The 16,260-nt window shown below is 64.7% G+C and carries 13 protein-coding genes; 6 read left to right on the plus strand and 7 right to left on the minus strand.

Annotation, left to right across the window (positions count from 1 at the left end; translation table 11 throughout):
- Positions 1–47 precede the first annotated feature (47 nt).
- The 4 genes from RI444_RS04665 to RI444_RS04680 all read left to right on the plus strand — a co-directional run bounded on the left by RI444_RS04665 (position 48) and on the right by RI444_RS04680 (position 6,485).
- Positions 48–935 (plus strand): NTP transferase domain-containing protein, encoded by an 888-nt coding sequence (locus tag RI444_RS04665; protein WP_021473652.1) that lies wholly within the window; start codon positions 48–50, stop codon positions 933–935.
- Positions 932–2,290: a molybdopterin molybdotransferase MoeA gene (locus RI444_RS04670; protein ID WP_207605053.1), complete on the plus strand. Its 1,359-nt coding sequence runs from the start codon at positions 932–934 to the stop codon at positions 2,288–2,290. The genes RI444_RS04665 and RI444_RS04670 overlap by 4 nt, the downstream gene beginning before the upstream one ends.
- An 81-nt stretch (positions 2,291–2,371) precedes the next feature.
- A complete protein-coding gene (gene fdhD / locus RI444_RS04675) occupies positions 2,372–3,250 on the plus strand; it encodes a formate dehydrogenase accessory sulfurtransferase FdhD (protein WP_207605052.1) in 879 nt (292 codons plus the stop codon).
- Positions 3,251–3,413: 163 nt separating this feature from the next.
- Positions 3,414–6,485 (plus strand): alpha-mannosidase, encoded by a 3,072-nt coding sequence (locus RI444_RS04680; RefSeq protein ID WP_207605051.1) that lies wholly within the window; start codon positions 3,414–3,416, stop codon positions 6,483–6,485.
- Positions 6,486–6,573: 88 nt separating this feature from the next.
- Here RI444_RS04680 and RI444_RS04685 read toward each other — a convergent pair whose 3' ends face one another.
- The 7 genes from RI444_RS04685 to RI444_RS04715 form a co-directional block, all read right to left on the minus strand.
- On the minus strand, positions 6,574–7,617 hold the full coding sequence (locus tag RI444_RS04685) for a hypothetical protein (protein ID WP_242703140.1): 1,044 nt from the start codon (positions 7,615–7,617) through the stop codon (positions 6,574–6,576).
- The gene (locus tag RI444_RS04690; RefSeq protein ID WP_242703139.1) at positions 7,614–8,528 is read right to left on the minus strand and encodes a hypothetical protein; all 915 of its coding nucleotides are present in this window, start codon (positions 8,526–8,528) and stop codon (positions 7,614–7,616) included. Before RI444_RS04690 ends, RI444_RS04685 begins: the two co-directional genes overlap by 4 nt.
- A gap of 36 nt (positions 8,529–8,564) precedes the next feature.
- Positions 8,565–9,374: an amino acid ABC transporter ATP-binding protein gene (locus tag RI444_RS04695; RefSeq protein ID WP_062095417.1), complete on the minus strand. Its 810-nt coding sequence runs from the start codon at positions 9,372–9,374 to the stop codon at positions 8,565–8,567.
- The gene (locus RI444_RS04700) at positions 9,361–10,020 is read right to left on the minus strand and encodes an amino acid ABC transporter permease (protein WP_021473645.1); all 660 of its coding nucleotides are present in this window, start codon (positions 10,018–10,020) and stop codon (positions 9,361–9,363) included. The genes RI444_RS04695 and RI444_RS04700 overlap by 14 nt, the downstream gene beginning before the upstream one ends.
- Positions 10,021–10,839 carry an amino acid ABC transporter substrate-binding protein gene (locus RI444_RS04705; RefSeq protein WP_062095419.1) on the minus strand — a complete coding sequence of 273 codons (819 nt, stop codon included), beginning with the start codon at positions 10,837–10,839 and terminating at the stop codon, positions 10,021–10,023. It lies immediately after the preceding gene.
- A gap of 220 nt (positions 10,840–11,059) precedes the next feature.
- Positions 11,060–11,767, minus strand: a complete 708-nt coding sequence (locus tag RI444_RS04710) for a hypothetical protein (protein ID WP_069696167.1) — start codon at positions 11,765–11,767, stop codon at positions 11,060–11,062.
- Complete coding sequence (locus RI444_RS04715) at positions 11,764–12,486, minus strand: hypothetical protein (protein ID WP_021473642.1); 723 nt, start codon at positions 12,484–12,486, stop codon at positions 11,764–11,766. The genes RI444_RS04710 and RI444_RS04715 overlap by 4 nt, the downstream gene beginning before the upstream one ends.
- Positions 12,487–12,690: 204 nt before the next feature.
- Here RI444_RS04715 and RI444_RS04720 point away from each other — a divergent pair, with 204 nt between their 5' ends.
- Complete coding sequence (locus RI444_RS04720) at positions 12,691–14,352, plus strand: ABC-F family ATP-binding cassette domain-containing protein (protein WP_207605050.1); 1,662 nt, start codon at positions 12,691–12,693, stop codon at positions 14,350–14,352.
- Between the two features lie 2 nt (positions 14,353–14,354).
- Positions 14,355–16,256 (plus strand): ABC transporter ATP-binding protein, encoded by a 1,902-nt coding sequence (locus RI444_RS04725; protein ID WP_207605049.1) that lies wholly within the window; start codon positions 14,355–14,357, stop codon positions 16,254–16,256.
- Positions 16,257–16,260 lie beyond the last annotated feature (4 nt).

Here is a 16,260-nt window from a genome sequence, read left to right on the forward strand (position 1 = left end):
CCCTATGCGGCACCGGTAATCCTGTGCGGCACCGGTAATCTGGGCGAATGGAGTTCAACGCAGTGATCTTGGCGGGTGGCAGGGCCACCCGCCTTGGCGGTGTGCCCAAACCTTCGCTGACCTACGACGGCGCCACCCTGCTTTCGCATGCCCTGGACGCAGCCAGGGGTGCTGTGGCAACCGTAGTGGTGGGCCCCGATCCCGGCACGTTGCCGCCCGGCGTGCTGACTGCACGGGAGGAACCTGTATTCGCCGGTCCTGCTGCGGCGATTGCCGTAGGACTGGCTGCCCTGGCGGATCGGGGGCCCGCCCCTTGGACCCTGGTCCTCGCGTGCGACATGCCGCATGCCTCCCGCGGTGTGCAAGCGTTGTTGGCTGCCCTTATTGCCACGCCGAAGACCGAGGGTGCCATCGCCGTGTCCCCGGACGGGCGCAAGCAGCCGTTGCTGGGGATCTACAGCACACGGGCCATGGAAAGGGAAGTGGCCCTGGCCTCGGAAGGGGGAGGGTTAACGAACTCTTCAGTGTTCCGCCTGCTTGCTAGGCTGAAGGTGATGGCGGTGCCTGTTCCCAGCGGTTCCACGGATGATGTGGACACGTGGGCGGACGCCGCGGTACTGGGCATAGACAAACAGCAGGAGGCGGACGTGAAGAGCCAGGAAGAGACTCTCGAGGAATGGTGCCGCATGCTGCTGCAGGCATTCGAGCTTGAAGGCGTCGAGGTGGATGTCAACGAGGTCCTCGCCGTTGCTGGCGTTGCGGCGCATTCCGTGGTGCGTCCCGCTGCACCCCTGACCACGTTCATTGCCGGCTATGCGGCCGGAATGGCCCGGGGAATCGGGCAAGCCAACGACGACGCGGCCATGAGTGCAGCCCTCGGCCTGGCACGCCAAGTGGCCAAGCAATACCCGGAGCCCGGGGCAGAATCGGAATGACCGCGGCCCCGGAACAGGGCCACCACGCGGCACATACCTGGCAGGAGGCCCGGCAGCGCGCCTTTGAGGTTGCTGCTCCCATCCCCGCGAGCCCCGTTCCCCTGAGGGCTGCGCTCGGTCGGACGCTTTCCTCGGATGTATTGGCTCTCCAAGACATGCCCCACTATGCCTCGTCCGCCATGGATGGGTGGGCTGTCAACGGCAGCGGACCCTGGATACTGAGCGAACCGGGGCAGCGCCTTGCCCCGCACCAGGCCAGCCCGATCGTTACCGGCGGGCTCATTCCGCCCGGGGCCAAGGCAGTGCTGCGCAGCGAGAGCGGCGTCATCACCACGGACGACGACGGCCTGCCGATACTTGGGCTCGGCGGAGCCGCCAAACCGGGGGAGCCCCGCAACGGGCAGCACATCCGCAAAGCCGCGGAGGAAGCAGCCGGGGGCGAGGTCCTGATCAAGGCCGGGGCGGTCCTGAATCCCGCCCATGTTGCCCTGGCGGCCTTGGCCGGACTGGACGAGGTGGAGGTGCTCGGCAAGCCGCTGGTCCGTTTCCTCTTGACGGGTTCCGAAGTGGTTGACCAGGGCATGCCCGGCCCGGGCCAGGTCAGGGACACCTTCGGTCCGCAGCTTGGCGGGGTGGTTGAGCTTCTTGGCGGCATAGCGGGGGATCAGGTCAGGGTCGGCGACAGCTACGAAGATTGGCTTGCCGCCCTGGAGGACGTTGAACCGGACGTCCCCCAAGAAGCCGCGGGGTTGGCGGACGTGGACGCGGAGCCGCCGGCCGACGTCGTGATCACCACGGGCGGTACCGGCCGCTCCGGTACCGACCACTTCCGGAAAGCGGTCGCAGAGCTCGGCGGAACGCTGCTGATCGACGGCATCGCCATGCGCCCGGGGCACCCCGCTGTTTTGGCGGAGCTTCCGGATGGACGGTTCGTCCTGGGCCTTCCCGGCAACCCGTTGGCCGCCATGATGGCATTGTTCACAGTGGGTGGACCGCTGCTGGCCGCCTTGGGGCATGGCAGCATGCCGGAAACCGGCGAGGTGCCCTCCGGAGCCATGATCGACGCCGACCCCGGACGCACCCGGTTGATGCCGTTCAAACTGGTGTACGGTTTGGCCTCACCCGCCCAACATGCAGGGCCGGGAATGATGAGGGGGCTCGCCAACGCAGACGGCGTCATGGTGGTGCCGCCGCATGGAGTCCAACTCGGCGAGCTGGTGCAGGCGTTCGCGCTCCCATGGGGCAAGCCGCTGCCCGTGCCAAAGCCGCCGGAGGAAAAGCCGCGCAAGGCGCCTGGGCGAGGCCAGCGGAAGGGTCCCCAGGGGCCGGTCGACTGGAGCGCGCTCGACGCTTGACGCCCGCGGGTGGAACCAAGTGGCCAGCAGGCAACAGGCTTGCCATGATGGACACATGAACCAGGAGAAGGGAGCCTGATCATGGGACGCGTTACCCAACGCCGCAAGATCCATAAGTTCGTCCTGGACGGCTCACCACAAGCGCTGGAACACCCGGTCCGCTTCAAGGAAGACGTCCTCGCAGTGGAGGAACCACTGGAGATCCGGCTGGGGGAGATGTCCTTCGCGGTGACCATGCGGACGCCGGGGGACGACTTCGACCTCGTTGCCGGCTTCCTTGTCTCCGAAGGCATCATCTCCGAACCCGGCCAGCTGGTCTCCGAGCGGTTCTGCGCGGGGGAGGACGAGGACGGAGTACAGACCTTCAACGTGGTGGACGCCCAACTGCGTCCCGACGTCGAACGCCCCGCAACGGGCCGCAACGTGTACACCTCAAGCTCGTGCGGAATATGTGGAACGGATTCGATAGAGGCCGTCCGCAAGTCTTCCCGGCACAGCCCCAAGGAGGACCCGCTCACGGTTCCCGTCCGCGTGCTCGCTGACCTCCCGGACAAGCTCCGCGAGGCACAGGCCGTCTTCTCCAAGACGGGAGGGGTGCATGCTGCCGGCCTCTTCAAGATCCACGACGACGGCACCAGCGAACTGCTCTGCCTGCGCGAAGATGTGGGGCGGCATAACGCGGTGGACAAAGTTGTGGGATGGGCGTTGCGCTCTGGACGGCTGCCCTTGACCGGCACGGTGCTGCAAGTTTCCGGGAGGGCGTCGTTCGAACTGGTCCAGAAGGCTGCAATGGCCGGGATTCCCGTGCTCTCCGCAGTCAGCGCACCGTCAAGCCTCGCTGCCGATCTCGCCGAGGAATCCGGCATCACCTTGGTGGGTTTCAGCCGGGGCCACAGCCTTAATGCCTACGCCGGGCGTTGGCGCATCAGGGAAGAGGACCTTGCCCCTTCCGTTGCCTAGCTGGAGCCGGTTCCAGCTGTCCGACACTTGGCTATCAGCTGGGAACGACGTAGATTTTATCCATCGAATGGAATCATGGTTGCCCGCGCCGGCCCTCGCCACGGAGGCCCGGATGCCAGCCAACCACTCCTGCCGCCCGGCTGATTTTCTAAAGAGGTATTAATTGCACGACGACCGCAGGATCACCGAACAACGTCTGGACAGGTTTGTGCGTGAGCGTCTGCTCCCGGCCATCTACGGCCGTTCGATCCCGCTTGAACTGAGCAGCTGGGAAGCCCCCGGCGAGCCCGTGCCCGCCGCGGAAGCCCTGCGGCAGGTCTTTACGCCCCAGGAGCACGGTGCGGCATGGGGCAAGGCCTGGAGCACAAAATGGCTGCGGCTGCAGGGCGAAGTTCCGGAGGCCTGGGGCTCGGCAGAGAACACTGCCGTGGAAATCATCGTGGATTTGGGCTTCAACAGCGATGTGCCCGGCTTCCAGTGCGAGGGCACCGCATGGCGCGCGGACGGAAGCATCATCAAGGCAATCTCGCCACGCAACTACCATGTCCCGTTGAAGCTGATCGGCAGCGGACTGTCCGTGGATTTCTACGTAGAGGCCGCAGCGAATCCCGACGTCGCGCAAGGGTGGTCCTTCGCGCCGACGCCTTTGGGGGATAAGGCGACGTCCGGCGATGAACCGCGGTACCGGTTGGGCCGCATAGCCATCGCGGAGCTGAACGAGACCGTCTGGGAGCTCAACCAGGACGTCTGGACACTGAGCGGGCTGATGCACGAACTCCCCATGGAGATGCCCCGGCGCCATGAGATTCTGAGGGCGTTGGAACGGATGCTCGATGTCATGGATCCGGAGGATGTGGCCGGAACAGCTGCTGCGGGGCGGGAAGCCTTGGCGGAGGTGTTGGCCCGGCCTGCCTACGCGTCCGCCCACGAGCTGCTTGCCACCGGGCATGCCCACATCGATTCCGCGTGGCTATGGCCCGTCCGCGAAACCATCCGCAAATGCGCGCGGACCTTCTCCAACGTCGTGGCGCTGATGGATGACAACCCGGACTTCGTCTTTTCCTGCTCATCGGCCCAGCAGATGGCGTGGATGAAGGAGTTCTATCCCGAGCTCTTCGTCCGCATCCGCGAGAAAGTGCAGGCGGGCCAGTTCGTTCCCGTCGGCGGCATGTGGGTGGAATCGGATACCAATATGCCCGGCGGGGAAGCCATGGCGCGCCAGTTCGTGGAGGGCAAGAGCTTTTTCCTGCGGGAGTTCAACATCGAATGCCAGGAGGCCTGGCTGCCGGATTCCTTCGGCTACTCCGGTGCGCTGCCGCAAATCGTCAAGTCTGCCGGTTCCCGCTGGTTCCTGACCCAAAAGATTTCTTGGAACAAAGTCAACCGGATGCCGCACCACACTTTTGCGTGGGAAGGAATCGACGGGACGCGGCTGTTCACGCACTTCCCCCCGGTGGACACCTACAACGCCGAACTTCATGCGAGGGAACTTGCCCACGCCGAACGCAATTTCCGGGAGCACGGCCGGGCAACCATGTCCCTGGTGCCGTTCGGTTACGGCGACGGCGGAGGCGGACCCACCCGCGAAATGGTCGCGGCGGCGCGCCGCACTGCGGATCTGGAAGGTTCTCCCAAGGTCCGGCTGGGCACCGCCAAGGACTTCTTCGTCAAGGCCGAGGCCGAGTACCCGCAACTGCCGGTGTGGGTGGGCGAGATGTACCTTGAGATGCACCGGGGAACCTACACCAGCCAGGCCAAGACCAAGCAGGGCAACAGGCACAGCGAGCACCTCCTGCGCGAAGCGGAACTGTGGTGCACCACCGCGGCCGTCCGCCTGGGCGAGGCCTACGAGTATCCTGCCGGTGAACTCAAGAGGCTTTGGCAGCTTGTCCTCCTTCAGCAGTTCCATGACATCCTCCCCGGCAGCTCCATTGCCTGGGTCCACCAGGACGCCGAACGCAACTATCTGGCGATCGCCCGCGACCTCGAGGCAATCATCGTTCAAGCTGCCCAGGCCCTCCTCGGCCCGGGCGACACGGAGTTCCTGCTCAACGCGGCACCCCACAGGAGGCTCGGAGTGCCGGCATTGGGCGCATCGGAGCCCGGCAGCTCGCGGACGGGCTCATTGGACGGCGTTGTGCAGGCGAGCGAAGAGGCGGGCGGATACGTCCTGGACAACGGCATCATCCGTGCCGTGCTTGACGATCGCGGGCTGCTGACTTCCCTGGTGGACCACGCCAGCGGCCGGGACGCCATCGCCCCAGGGCACGCAGGAAACCTGCTGGAACTCTTCAGGGACACGCCCAACGAGTGGGACGCCTGGGACATTGAGGAGTTCTACCGGCGCAACGTCACGCCACTGACCGAAGCGGAAACCATCGGCCTCGAGCGCACGGCTGCATCCGCCGTCGTGGTGGTCAAGCGGACCGTTGGCGCCTCCACCATTACGCAGCGCCTCACGCTCGCCGCGGGGGCGGAGTCCTTGGGCATCAGCACGATTGTTGATTGGCAGGAGCGCGAGAAGATGCTCAAGATCGCCTTCCCGCTGGACGTGCGCGCGGACCAGTCCGCGTCGGAGACCCAGTTCGGACATGTCTTCCGGCCCACCCACACCAACACCTCCTGGGACGCCGCAAAGTTCGAGATCTGCGCGCACCGCTGGATCCACGTCGGCGAACCGGGCTATGGCGTTGCCGTCAGCAACGGGTCCAGCTACGGCCACGACGTCACGCGCGCAATCCGGGAAGACGGCGGGACCACGACGACGGTCCGTACCTCGCTGCTGCGCTCGGCCCGGTTCCCGGACCCTGAGGCGGACCGTGGCGAGCACGTGCTGGAGCTGTCCATCCGGCCCGGTGCGGACATCGCCGACGCGGTCGAAGAGGGTTACAGGACCAACCTCAAGCCACGCTTGATGCGGGGCGGGAACCCGGTTGAGCCGTTGGTTTCGGTGTCCAATCCCGGGATTGTGGTGGAGGCCTTGAAGCTCGCTGAAGACGGCAGCGGAGACGTGGTTGTGCGCCTCTACGAATCCCTGGGCCAGAGGTCCACGGGGACAGTGACGGCGAACTTCCCGGCCCGGACGGTGGTGGCTACCGACCTGCTGGAGCGTACGGTGGAGGCGACGGGCGTGGCCTCCAGGAGTGCAGGCGCGGGCGGTGCAGATCCGGGTACTGCCGTGGCCGGGCTCGTCCTTCGACCGTTCCAGCTGGTGACCCTGCGCTTCGGCAAGTAGCCTGCGCTTCGGCAACCAGCCTGGCGCGTCAGCAACCAGCCTGGCGCGTCAGCAACCAGCCTGGCGCGTCAGCAACCCGGAGCGGCGCCTACTCCACCAGTTCGGCGTCGATGACGTCCTTCACCAGCTGCACGCGCAGGGGAATCACGGCTTCGTAGTACTTGACGTCCTCTGTGACGTTCTTGGTGAAGACCTCATCCACGAGGTCCGGCATGCCCTTGACCCCGTCAAGGTAGCGCTCCGCCGCGAAGTCGAACTCCGACCGGTTGGCGCGAATCTTGCTGTTGAGCTCCCGGGCGTCGTCGGCGATCTTCAGCACTTCGTCGGCGGGGGCGTTGCGGGCTTCGGCGTCGGCCAGTTTCTTCACGAAGTCATCCTTGATCCGGACGAACTCTTCGTAGCTCTCCTCGGACTTCGCCGTCGCCTCTGCATGCTTCTCCAGGTCCGCCACCCTCTTGTCGAAGGTGCGGGCGAACTCCTCGTAGGCGACGTTCCCTGACTGCCTCAGTTCATTTGCCGCTTCCCGGCATGGGGCTGCCGCTTTAGCCAGCAATTGCTGGCGCTCCCGGAGGTTGGTGGCCTTGTTGCCGACAAACAAGCCGTTGCATCCTGCGGCATCATCCGCGCGGAAAAGGCCCTCGAAACGGGGATAGGACTCCACGAGGCCCTCCATGTAATCGAAGTAGCCCAGATGGGACTCTTCAAGCTGCTGCACCGCTGTGTTGACGGCTTCACTGGAGTCGAGCCCGGCCTTCACGGACTGCAACGACGTGCGTGCCGCCTCTGCGGCCTGCCGGAAGTCATCCAGCTCCTTTTTGCTGTCCTGCACGGCCTGGTCTTTGGAAGCCGGTGCGTTCCGTGCTTTCTTGTACGCCGCCAGGTATGCGTTAACGGCGGGCTGCAGTTTGTCGCGGGCCGCGGCCAGGTCATCGAGGCGTTGGTCCTTAACTTCCAGCAGGGTGTCCTTGCGCTGCTGGGCGGCGGATTGCGTTAAGGCCACGGCAGTCCCGGCGGCGGCCACGAGCAAGGCGATGACGAGGCCGATGATGAGGACGGCGCGATTCCGTTTCCGGGGGCCCGGCTTGGTGGTTTGTTCGGGAGCCGGACCTGCGGGAGGGTATTGGTTGCTCATAACTGGTCACCGTCTCCGGATGCTGCCTCAAACTGCTCCAGCCGGCTCTTCAAGACTTTCTCCAATTCCTGGTTGGCCGCGTTCGCATCAGCAACCACCTTGGTGGATTTCTCCTTCACTGCGGCCTCGTATTCGGTCCGTGCCTTGTTCAGGGGCTCGTTGATTCCCAACATGGCCGCAGCCGCCAGTGTTCGCTTGGCGATGCGCACCAGGTCCTCGTCGGCGTCCAGGACTTCCTGTTGCTTGTCCCGCTGGCCCTTGATGACGCCTTCAACGGCTGTCAGTAGCTTGTTGGTCTCTGCATCAGTGCCGTCTTTTGCCTCCGCGATGGCTTTCAAGCACGCATCGGCAACTTTGACGTATTCCGCAGAGTAGTTTTCGCTTTGCAGGTTAAGTTCGGTGTGGAGCGGCCCGCACGGCCCGCCCACCGACCGCGTAATGCTGGCGGTGTTGATGATGCGTTGGTCGTTGTAGGCAACCACCGCACCATACTTCTCCTTGAACTTTCCAAAAGCGTCGGAAACGGCAGGGTCCTGCAGGGCGGGGGATTCAGCCATCCGGTCCAGCTTGGCCATGTTGGCCGCTGATTCCCGTTGGAGCAGGTCAGCCTCGCGTTTGAGGACGGCGTCCTGCTCTTCCAGGGCATCTCCCTTGGAGACGTTGGTGTACCGCGCAGTGAATTCCTGAACCAAGGGATCATAAAGGTTCATGGAGTTGTCCACGATCGACCGTTCCTTGTCGAAACGGACTACATCGGCGCGCTGGACGTCTGCGGGGCGTGAAAAGTACCACCACGCCCCGATTCCCAAGGCCGCGGCGACCAAAGCCACGACCACAACGATGATGACGTTCCGCCGCCCTTTTCCGCGAGCCTGTTCGGTGCCATCACCCAAAGCTTGGCTATCACTCAAAGCTTGTTCCCCCAATTTTCATGCGCTCAATAGAGTCTAGACGTCGTGCTGCAGCCTCTTGACGAAAAGCTTGGTCCGTTCCTGGGTTGGTGAACTCAATACTTCGGCCGCCGGTCCGCGTTCAACCACCACTCCGCCGTCCATGAAAATGACTTCGTCCGCCACATGCCGGGCGAAAGCCAGTTCGTGGGTGACGATCACCATGGTCCAGCCTTCTTCGGCGAGCTCTTTGATGACACCCAGGACCTCTCCCACCAGTTCGGGGTCCAAGGCGGACGTCGGCTCGTCGAAGAGCAACAACTGGGGCTTCAGCGCCAACGCCCGCACAATACCCACACGCTGCTGCTGGCCGCCGGAGAGCTCAAACGGGTAGGCATCACGCTTGTCGGCCAGGCCCACGCGTTCAAGGAGCCGTTCGGCCTCGGCAATTGCTTCTGCACGGGGGCGCTTTTGGACTTGGACGGGGCCTTCGATGACGTTCTTCAACACGGTCATGTGCGGGAAGAGGTTGTAGTGCTGGAAGACCATCGCGCTGCGGTCCCGCAAGGCGGCTATTTCCTTCTTGCCCACCTTTTTGCCGAAATCGATGGAGAGGCCACCCTCGGATTCGGTGCCGCCAAAGGTGACCGTACCGGCGTCGGGCACTTCCAATCCGTTGAGCGAGCGCAACACGGTGGTCTTGCCGGAACCCGAGGGACCGATGAGGGCCACTACCTGGCCCCGGCGGATGTCGACGTCGATGTCGCGGAGCACGACGTTGCTGCCGAACGCTTTGGCAAGATTCCGGGCCTGAAGGACCGGCGCAGCTGCCGGGCCGGCCTGCGAAGGGACGTCAGTGGGCGACATAGCGGTCCAATCTCCTCTCCACGGCTGATTGCGCGGTGGAGAGGACCAGGCAAATGACCCAGTAAACCAGCGCGGCCTGCAGGTACAGGACCATGAACTCCTGGCTGAAGGCGGCGATCTGCTGGGCGTTGCGGAACAGTTCGGTGACCAGAATGAGGGAAGCGAGCGAGGTGTCCTTCACCAGTGAGATGAAGGTGTTGGACAACGGGGGAACTGACACCCTGGCCGCTTGGGGGAGGATGATGCGGAGCAGCGTCTGCCCGCCGGACATGCCGATGGTGTGCCCGGCCTCCCACTGTCCCTTGGGGACGGAAAGGATGGCTGCCCGGATAATCTCAGCCGCGTAGCCGCCGACGTTCAGGGAAAAGGCGATGACGGCGCTGGGCCAGGGATCAAGTTTCACGCCAATGCTGGGCAGACCGTAGAAAATGACGAACAACTGGACCAGAAGCGGCGTGCCGCGAATAACCGAGACATAGAACCGGCCGATCCCGGACAACAGCATGTTGGGGCTTAGCCGCATCAAGGCGACTACCAGCGCCAGGACCAGGCCGAAGGCGAAGGACAGCAACGTGAGCGGAATGGTTCCGGTCACTGCCCCCGAGACAATCGGCCCGAAGGAACTCCAGACGAGGTCCCAGTCCATCTATTTGGTGACGTCCGCGCCGAAGTACTTGTCCGAGATCTTCGCCAGGGTGCCGTCCGCCTGGAGGTCGGCGAGGGCCTTGTCCACCGCCTTCGTCAGCTCGGTTGAGCCCTTACGGAAGACGAACGCGCTCTCGGTCTTCTCCGGGGCCTCCGCAGCCACCTTCAAGCCGGAGTCGGGCGTGGTCTTGGCGTAGTCGAGGTACGTGAGCTTGTCATTGACGGTGGCGTCAACGCGTCCCTGCTGGACCAGGGTTGCTGCCTGGGCCCAGCCTTCCACTGACTGCACGTTGGCGCCGGCTTCCACTGCCATCTTGTAGAAGTTGCTGGTCAGCGACTGGGCAGTGGTTTTGCCCTTGAGGTCGGCGAAGCTGTTGATGTCCGACGTGTCCTGCTTGGTAACCACCACGCCGGTGGAAACGGTGTACGGCGTGGAGAACTCGTACTTGGCCTTGCGTTCGTCGTTGATGGAGATCTGGTTGGCGATGGTGTCAAAACGCTTGGCATCAAGGCCGGCGAAGATGCCGTCGAACTGCGTCTCCTGGAACGTCGCCTTGACGCCGAGCTTCCCGGCAACAGCCTCGGCTATTTCGACGTCATAGCCGGTGAGTTCCCCGGCGCCGTCTGCATGGAAGCTGAAGGGGCGGTAGGTGCCTTCCGTGGCAATGACCAGTTCGCCCTTGGACGTTACATCCGACAGGGAGGTGTCCCCGCCGGACTGGGACTGGGATGATCCGCCGCCCCCACAGGCCGAGAGTGCAAGGGCAACAGAGGCCACAGTGGCTGCAAGGACAGAGCGACGGGTGCGAAGACTGGTCATGGAGTCATCTTAGCCGCGAGGTCTGACGGCGACGGCCAAGAGGGCGCTTAAAAAGGCTGAGTGGGGGCGGTCCCCAACAGCCCGCCACCACTCATCCCCCCAATTGTGATCCTGTGGGCGCCACATCCACCGGAAACCCGTTCTCTGATTCCGCTGCCAGGCCGCAAGCCGCATTCACACATTCATGATTGTGCCACGATCTAATGGTTTTGTGAAAGTCTTACGTTGTGCGACGCGCTTTCCGCTTCGCATACGCCTTGGAGAACCAGATGCCTGCAAGCCCCACTGCCGTAGCAAGGACCGCGGAGTAATTGATCACCGAACGCAGCCAGAGGTGCACAGCAGGGATCAGGGGGAACAACTGGGACACCAGAAGCAGGGTCAGGCCCAGCATCAGCAACGCTGACGCTCCCCGGAGCAGGGCAGGAAAGCGGCCCGTGATTGTTCGCCAGATGGCAGGGAGCAGGCAGGCGGCAACGTACCCCGGGTAGAAGCGCCCCAATGCTGCGTAGGCTTCCATGGATGGACCCCATGTCAGGCCGTTCATGCCCACGGAAGATCCCCGGGTGTCGGTGATGACAAAGAAAAAAGTGGTCAGGGCTGCGATGACACCCAACACCGCAAGTCCCCACGGCCCGTGGATGGCCCGCCCGGCAGACTTGGAGTCGAACCCGGCAGCGACCTTGGTGCCCAGCAACAGGAACGTGCCGTAGAGGAGGAAGCGCAGGATCAGGTTGGTGACGTTCATGCCCCCCAGCACAGCGTCGATGGCCAGGTAGGGGGCCTCGATGCTAAGGAAGATATCCATGGTGATCAGGGCGAAAAGGTAGAACAGCACGCGGTTCTCGCCGCGCAGCGCGCTGGGAATGCGCGCCACTGTGATTGCCAGGCAAATCACCAGGGTTGCCCAGGGCAGGACAGCCGTCATCCGAGGTTCTCCCAAATTCTTTCAGTTCGTTCATGGTCTTGTTCCTGGCGCCGCAGGGTCTTCCCGAGGGCCTGGAGGCGTTCACCGGCCAGGGTCACCAGCTCTCCCAGGGTCATCCGGTCCAGTGCGTCCTGGCGCCCTTCGGCCGGCCAACCGGCTTCCGCTTCGGTGATCAGCCCGCCGGCCACCAGTCCGCCGGCCGGTCCCACCCCTGCTGCCCGGGAGGTGGCTATGGCCAGTTCCGGCGGAAGGCGGTTGGCTGTCAGGTGGGCGGAGAAGTTTTGGGGCGCAATCCCGGTGGCTTCGCTGACCCGGTGCCGTAATTCGCCGTCGTCGATCGCGTCCACCCAGTTGCGCACCGCGGTCGGGTGCGGTGTCCCGGAGAGTCCGGGCGGCGCAGCCTGCCCGGGTTCGCTGCGCTGCACCACGGCACGCAGAAGGTCGATCGTGGCGATCTGGCTGACCAGCTCCGCGGGCGTGGGAGGCACCGGATCTCCGTGCAGGACCGCGTAGAGGTCGAAGGTCGCCAGCTCCTGGACCGGATTGAGGCCGTAAGCCCGGCTGATGCTCACCAGCGTTGACTCGGCCACCTTTCCCCGGACCAGCTGCTGGGCAAGAGTGGTGCGTTTGATGCCGGACACCCTGCAGACATCAGCCGTGCTGGCGTCGGGCGCAACGTTGTGCAGCCAGCGCTGGAACGCCTTGGACTGTAAGGGCATGAAAGACTTTCTACGGGTCTGTAAGGGTGGTTCCAGCCATGCTCTGAAGATTGCCGGAAGTGGGAGTACGAATCGATTTTACGCGGACACCACATTGAATTATGCTTGTTTCTTGAACCCGCTGGTCCGTACACCCCCCAAGTCCGGACCGGCGGGTTTTTCCATGCCTGCCCACCGACGGCAGGCCGCGAGAGGATTTAGCGAATGACTGCAACGTTGGTTGCCAAGGACCTGTCCGGCGGCCACGGCCACCGCACGCTCTTTTCCAAGCTGTCACTCACCGTTGCTCCCGGCGACGTCGTGGGCGTGGTGGGCGCCAACGGTGCCGGAAAGTCCACGCTGCTGCGCCTCCTGTCCGGAGTGGACCAGCCCCAGGGCGGCAAGGTCAGCCTTGCCCCGGCTGACGCTTTTGTGGGCTGGTTGCCGCAGGAACACGAGCGCACCGAAGGCGAAACGATCGCCGCCTACATCGCCCGCCGGACCGGTTGTGCGCGGGCAACAGCGGACATGGAAACCACGGCCGAGGCTCTGGGTTCCGGGGCGGCCGGTGCCGATGATGCCTACTCGGTTGCCTTCGACCGTTGGATGGCATCCGGCGCTGCCGACCTTGAAGAAAGAATCCCTGCCGTCCTTGCGGACCTCGGCCTGGAAGTGGGCTCCGACGCCGTCATGACGGGACTCTCCGGAGGGCAGGCTGCACGCGTTGCGCTCGCCGCCCTCTTGCTGAGCCGCTTCGACGTCGTCCTGTTGGACGAACCCACGAATGACCTCGACCTTGACGGACTCGCCCGGCTGGAGGCGTTCGTCCAGGGCCTGCGTGGCGGCGTCGTTCTGGTGTCCCATGACCGCGAGTTCCTGGCCCGCTGTGTCACCACAATCGTGGAGCTGGACCTCGCGCAGAACTCCGTGTCCGTTTACGACGGGGGATACGAGGCTTTCCTGGAAGAACGGGCCATTGCCAAGCGCCATGCCCGGGAACGGTATGAGGAGTACGCCTCCACCAAGGCAGACCTCGTGGCGCGGGCACGCACGCAGCGTGAGTGGAGCTCCCAAGGCGTCCGGAACGCGATGAAGAAGAACCCGGACAACGACAAGATCCGCAGGGCAGCCAGTACGGAATCCTCGGAGAAGCAGGCGCAGAAAGTCCGCCAGATGGAGTCGCGGATTGCCCGGCTCACGGAAGTGGAAGAGCCGCGCAAGGAGTGGCAATTGCAGTTCAGCATTGGCCAGGCGCCGCGTTCCAGCGCCGTCGTGGCCACCTTGCGGGACGCCGTCGTACGTCAGGGCGACTTCACGCTGGGGCCGGTGAACCTGCAACTCAACGGCGGCGAACGGATCGGCATCACAGGCCCCAACGGGGCCGGCAAGTCCACGCTGCTGCGGTTGCTGCTGGGGACGCGCGTTCCCGACGACGGCTATGCTTCCATGGGTGCCTCCGTCGCGGTGGGCGAGATTGACCAGGCCCGCGGGCTGCTCGACGGCGGCAAGAAGCTGGGCGACGCTGTTGAAGCGGTGCTCGTGGACTGGAACAGCGCCGACGTCCGAACGCTCCTGGCCAAGTTCGGCCTCAAAGCGGACCACACGTCCCGCACTGTCGACTCCCTGTCTCCGGGGGAGCGGACGCGCGCGGGACTGGCCCTGCTGCAGGCCCGCGGCGTGAACCTGTTGGTGCTCGACGAGCCCACCAACCACCTCGACCTGCCCGCGATCGAGCAGCTTGAGGAAGCGCTGGAGAATTACGATGGCGCTTTGCTGCTGGTCACGCACGACCGACGCTTGCTGGAGAACGTCCGGCTCGACTCCCGATGGCACCTGGAAAACGGCCGGGTCCGGGAGCTGCACCACACATCAGGCCAGGAGAAGTAACCATGAGCATGGATGGCGTTGCCTGGAGCTCGCTGCATAAACTGACCCGCGCCCAGAGTGGCTCGCAGCCGTTCTCGAAGGAAACCCTGAAACGGGTCATGGCCTTCGCCGCGCCGCACAAGGGCAAGCTCATCGGGTTCGTCCTTGCCTCGATCGCGGGCGCCGTGCTGGCCGTCGCCACACCCGTCCTCGCCGGGCAAGTGGTGGACGCTATCATCGGCAACGCCGGCGCCGGCACGGTGATCTGGCTTGCTGTCCTGATCGCCCTGGTTGCAGTGGGTGAAGCGGGAGTTGGGCTCGTGACCCGCTGGTTGTCCTCCACCATCGGCGAGGGCGTCATCGTGGACCTTCGCACCCGCGTGTTCGACCATGTCCAGCGGATGCCCATCGCGTTTTTCACCCGGACCCGCACCGGCGCGCTGGTGAGCCGCCTCAACAATGACGTGATCGGCGCACAGTCCGCGTTCGCCGGCACGCTGTCCGGCGTAGTCAGCAACGTGGTGGCGCTTGTCCTGACGCTCGCGGTCATGCTCAACACCTCGTGGCTGGTCACCGTGCTGGCCATGATCCTGTTGCCGATCTTCCTCATTCCCGCCCGGCGCATGGGCTCCAAGCTGGCCGATCTCCGGCGCGAAGCTGCTGCCCACAACGCGGCCATGGGCACCCAGATGACCGAGCGGTTCTCAGCCCCCGGCGCAACGTTGGTAAAGCTTTTCGGACGCCCGGATGAGGAATCACGCGAGTTCGCTGCCCGTGCCGGCCGCGTGCGGGACATCGGCATCCGCACAGCGATGCTGCAGTTCACCTTCGTCACGGCGCTGACCCTGGTGTCCGCCCTCGCTTTGGCACTGGTTTACGGGCTGGGCGGTTGGTTGGCCATCGGCGGCCAGTTGGCGGCGGGCGACGTCGTGGTCCTCGCCCTGTTGCTGACCCGCCTCTACGCACCGCTCACCTCGCTGTCCAATGCCCGCGTGGAGATCATGAGTGCGTTGGTCAGCTTTGAGCGCGTGTTTGAAATCCTGGACTTGAAGCCGCTCATCACGGAAAAGCCCGACGCCGTCACCGTTCCGCCGGGACCCGTGGCCATTGAGTTCGACGACGTCCGCTTCGCCTACCCCTCCGCGGAAAAGGTCTCCCTGGCCTCCCTTGAGGACGTGGCCACGCTCGATACCCGCGGCGGCGAAGAAGTCCTTCACGGCGTCAGCTTCCGCGTCGAACCCGGGGAGACGGTGGCTCTGGTGGGATCGTCGGGCGCCGGCAAATCCACCATCGCCCAGCTGCTATCCCGCCTCTACGACGTCGACTCCGGTGCAGTGCGGCTGGGCGGCACAGAAGCCCGGGACGGCGTGGACGTGCGCGATGTCCGCTTCGACTCGCTGCGGGACACCTTGGGAATGGTCACGCAGGACGGCCACTTGTTCCACGAAACCATCGCTTCCAACCTCCGCCTGGCACGGCCGGACGCCACGGAAGAGGACATGTGGGACGTGCTTCGCAGGGCGCGCCTGGAAGCCATGATCCGTTCCCTTCCCGATGGCCTGGACACTGTGGTGGGGGAGCGCGGGTACCGGCTCTCCGGTGGCGAAAGGCAACGCCTCACCATCGCCCGGCTCCTGATCAAGCAGCCGCGCGTCGTCATCCTCGACGAGGCAACAGCCGCACTCGACTCCACCAATGAAGCCGCCGTGCAAGCGGCCTTGGGAGAAGCGCTCGAGGGGCGCACCGCCGTCGTGATTGCCCATCGCTTGTCCACCATCCGCGCCGCGGATGCGATCCTGGTGGTTGAGGACGGCCGGATTGTGGAGCGGGGCACGCACACGGAGTTGCTTGCGGCGGACGGACGCTATGCGGAGCTCTACCGGACGCAGTTCGCCGAAGCTACGGCCGTGGCCCGCGAGTTCTAGCCCA

It is taken from the genome of Paenarthrobacter sp. AT5 (assembly GCF_032764245.1).
In the GTDB taxonomy this organism is placed as follows: Bacteria; Actinomycetota; Actinomycetes; order Actinomycetales; family Micrococcaceae; genus Arthrobacter; species Arthrobacter ureafaciens.

Bases quoted from the DNA above. Each gene is read 5' to 3' on its own strand.
- RI444_RS04725 (WP_207605049.1), top strand. From the start codon at position 14,355: ATGAGCATGGATGGCGTTGCCTGGAGCTCGCTGCATAAACTGACCCGC.
- RI444_RS04695 (WP_062095417.1), bottom strand. From the start codon at position 9,374: ATGTCGCCCACTGACGTCCCTTCGCAGGCCGGCCCGGCAGCTGCGCCG.
- RI444_RS04665 (WP_021473652.1), top strand. From the start codon at position 48: ATGGAGTTCAACGCAGTGATCTTGGCGGGTGGCAGGGCCACCCGCCTT.
- RI444_RS04705 (WP_062095419.1), bottom strand. From the start codon at position 10,839: ATGACCAGTCTTCGCACCCGTCGCTCTGTCCTTGCAGCCACTGTGGCC.
- RI444_RS04715 (WP_021473642.1), bottom strand. From the start codon at position 12,486: ATGCCCTTACAGTCCAAGGCGTTCCAGCGCTGGCTGCACAACGTTGCG.
- RI444_RS04710 (WP_069696167.1), bottom strand. From the start codon at position 11,767: ATGACGGCTGTCCTGCCCTGGGCAACCCTGGTGATTTGCCTGGCAATC.
- RI444_RS04720 (WP_207605050.1), top strand. From the start codon at position 12,691: ATGACTGCAACGTTGGTTGCCAAGGACCTGTCCGGCGGCCACGGCCAC.
- RI444_RS04685 (WP_242703140.1), bottom strand. From the start codon at position 7,617: ATGAGCAACCAATACCCTCCCGCAGGTCCGGCTCCCGAACAAACCACC.
- fdhD (WP_207605052.1), top strand. From the start codon at position 2,372: ATGGGACGCGTTACCCAACGCCGCAAGATCCATAAGTTCGTCCTGGAC.
- RI444_RS04700 (WP_021473645.1), bottom strand. From the start codon at position 10,020: ATGGACTGGGACCTCGTCTGGAGTTCCTTCGGGCCGATTGTCTCGGGG.
- RI444_RS04670 (WP_207605053.1), top strand. From the start codon at position 932: ATGACCGCGGCCCCGGAACAGGGCCACCACGCGGCACATACCTGGCAG.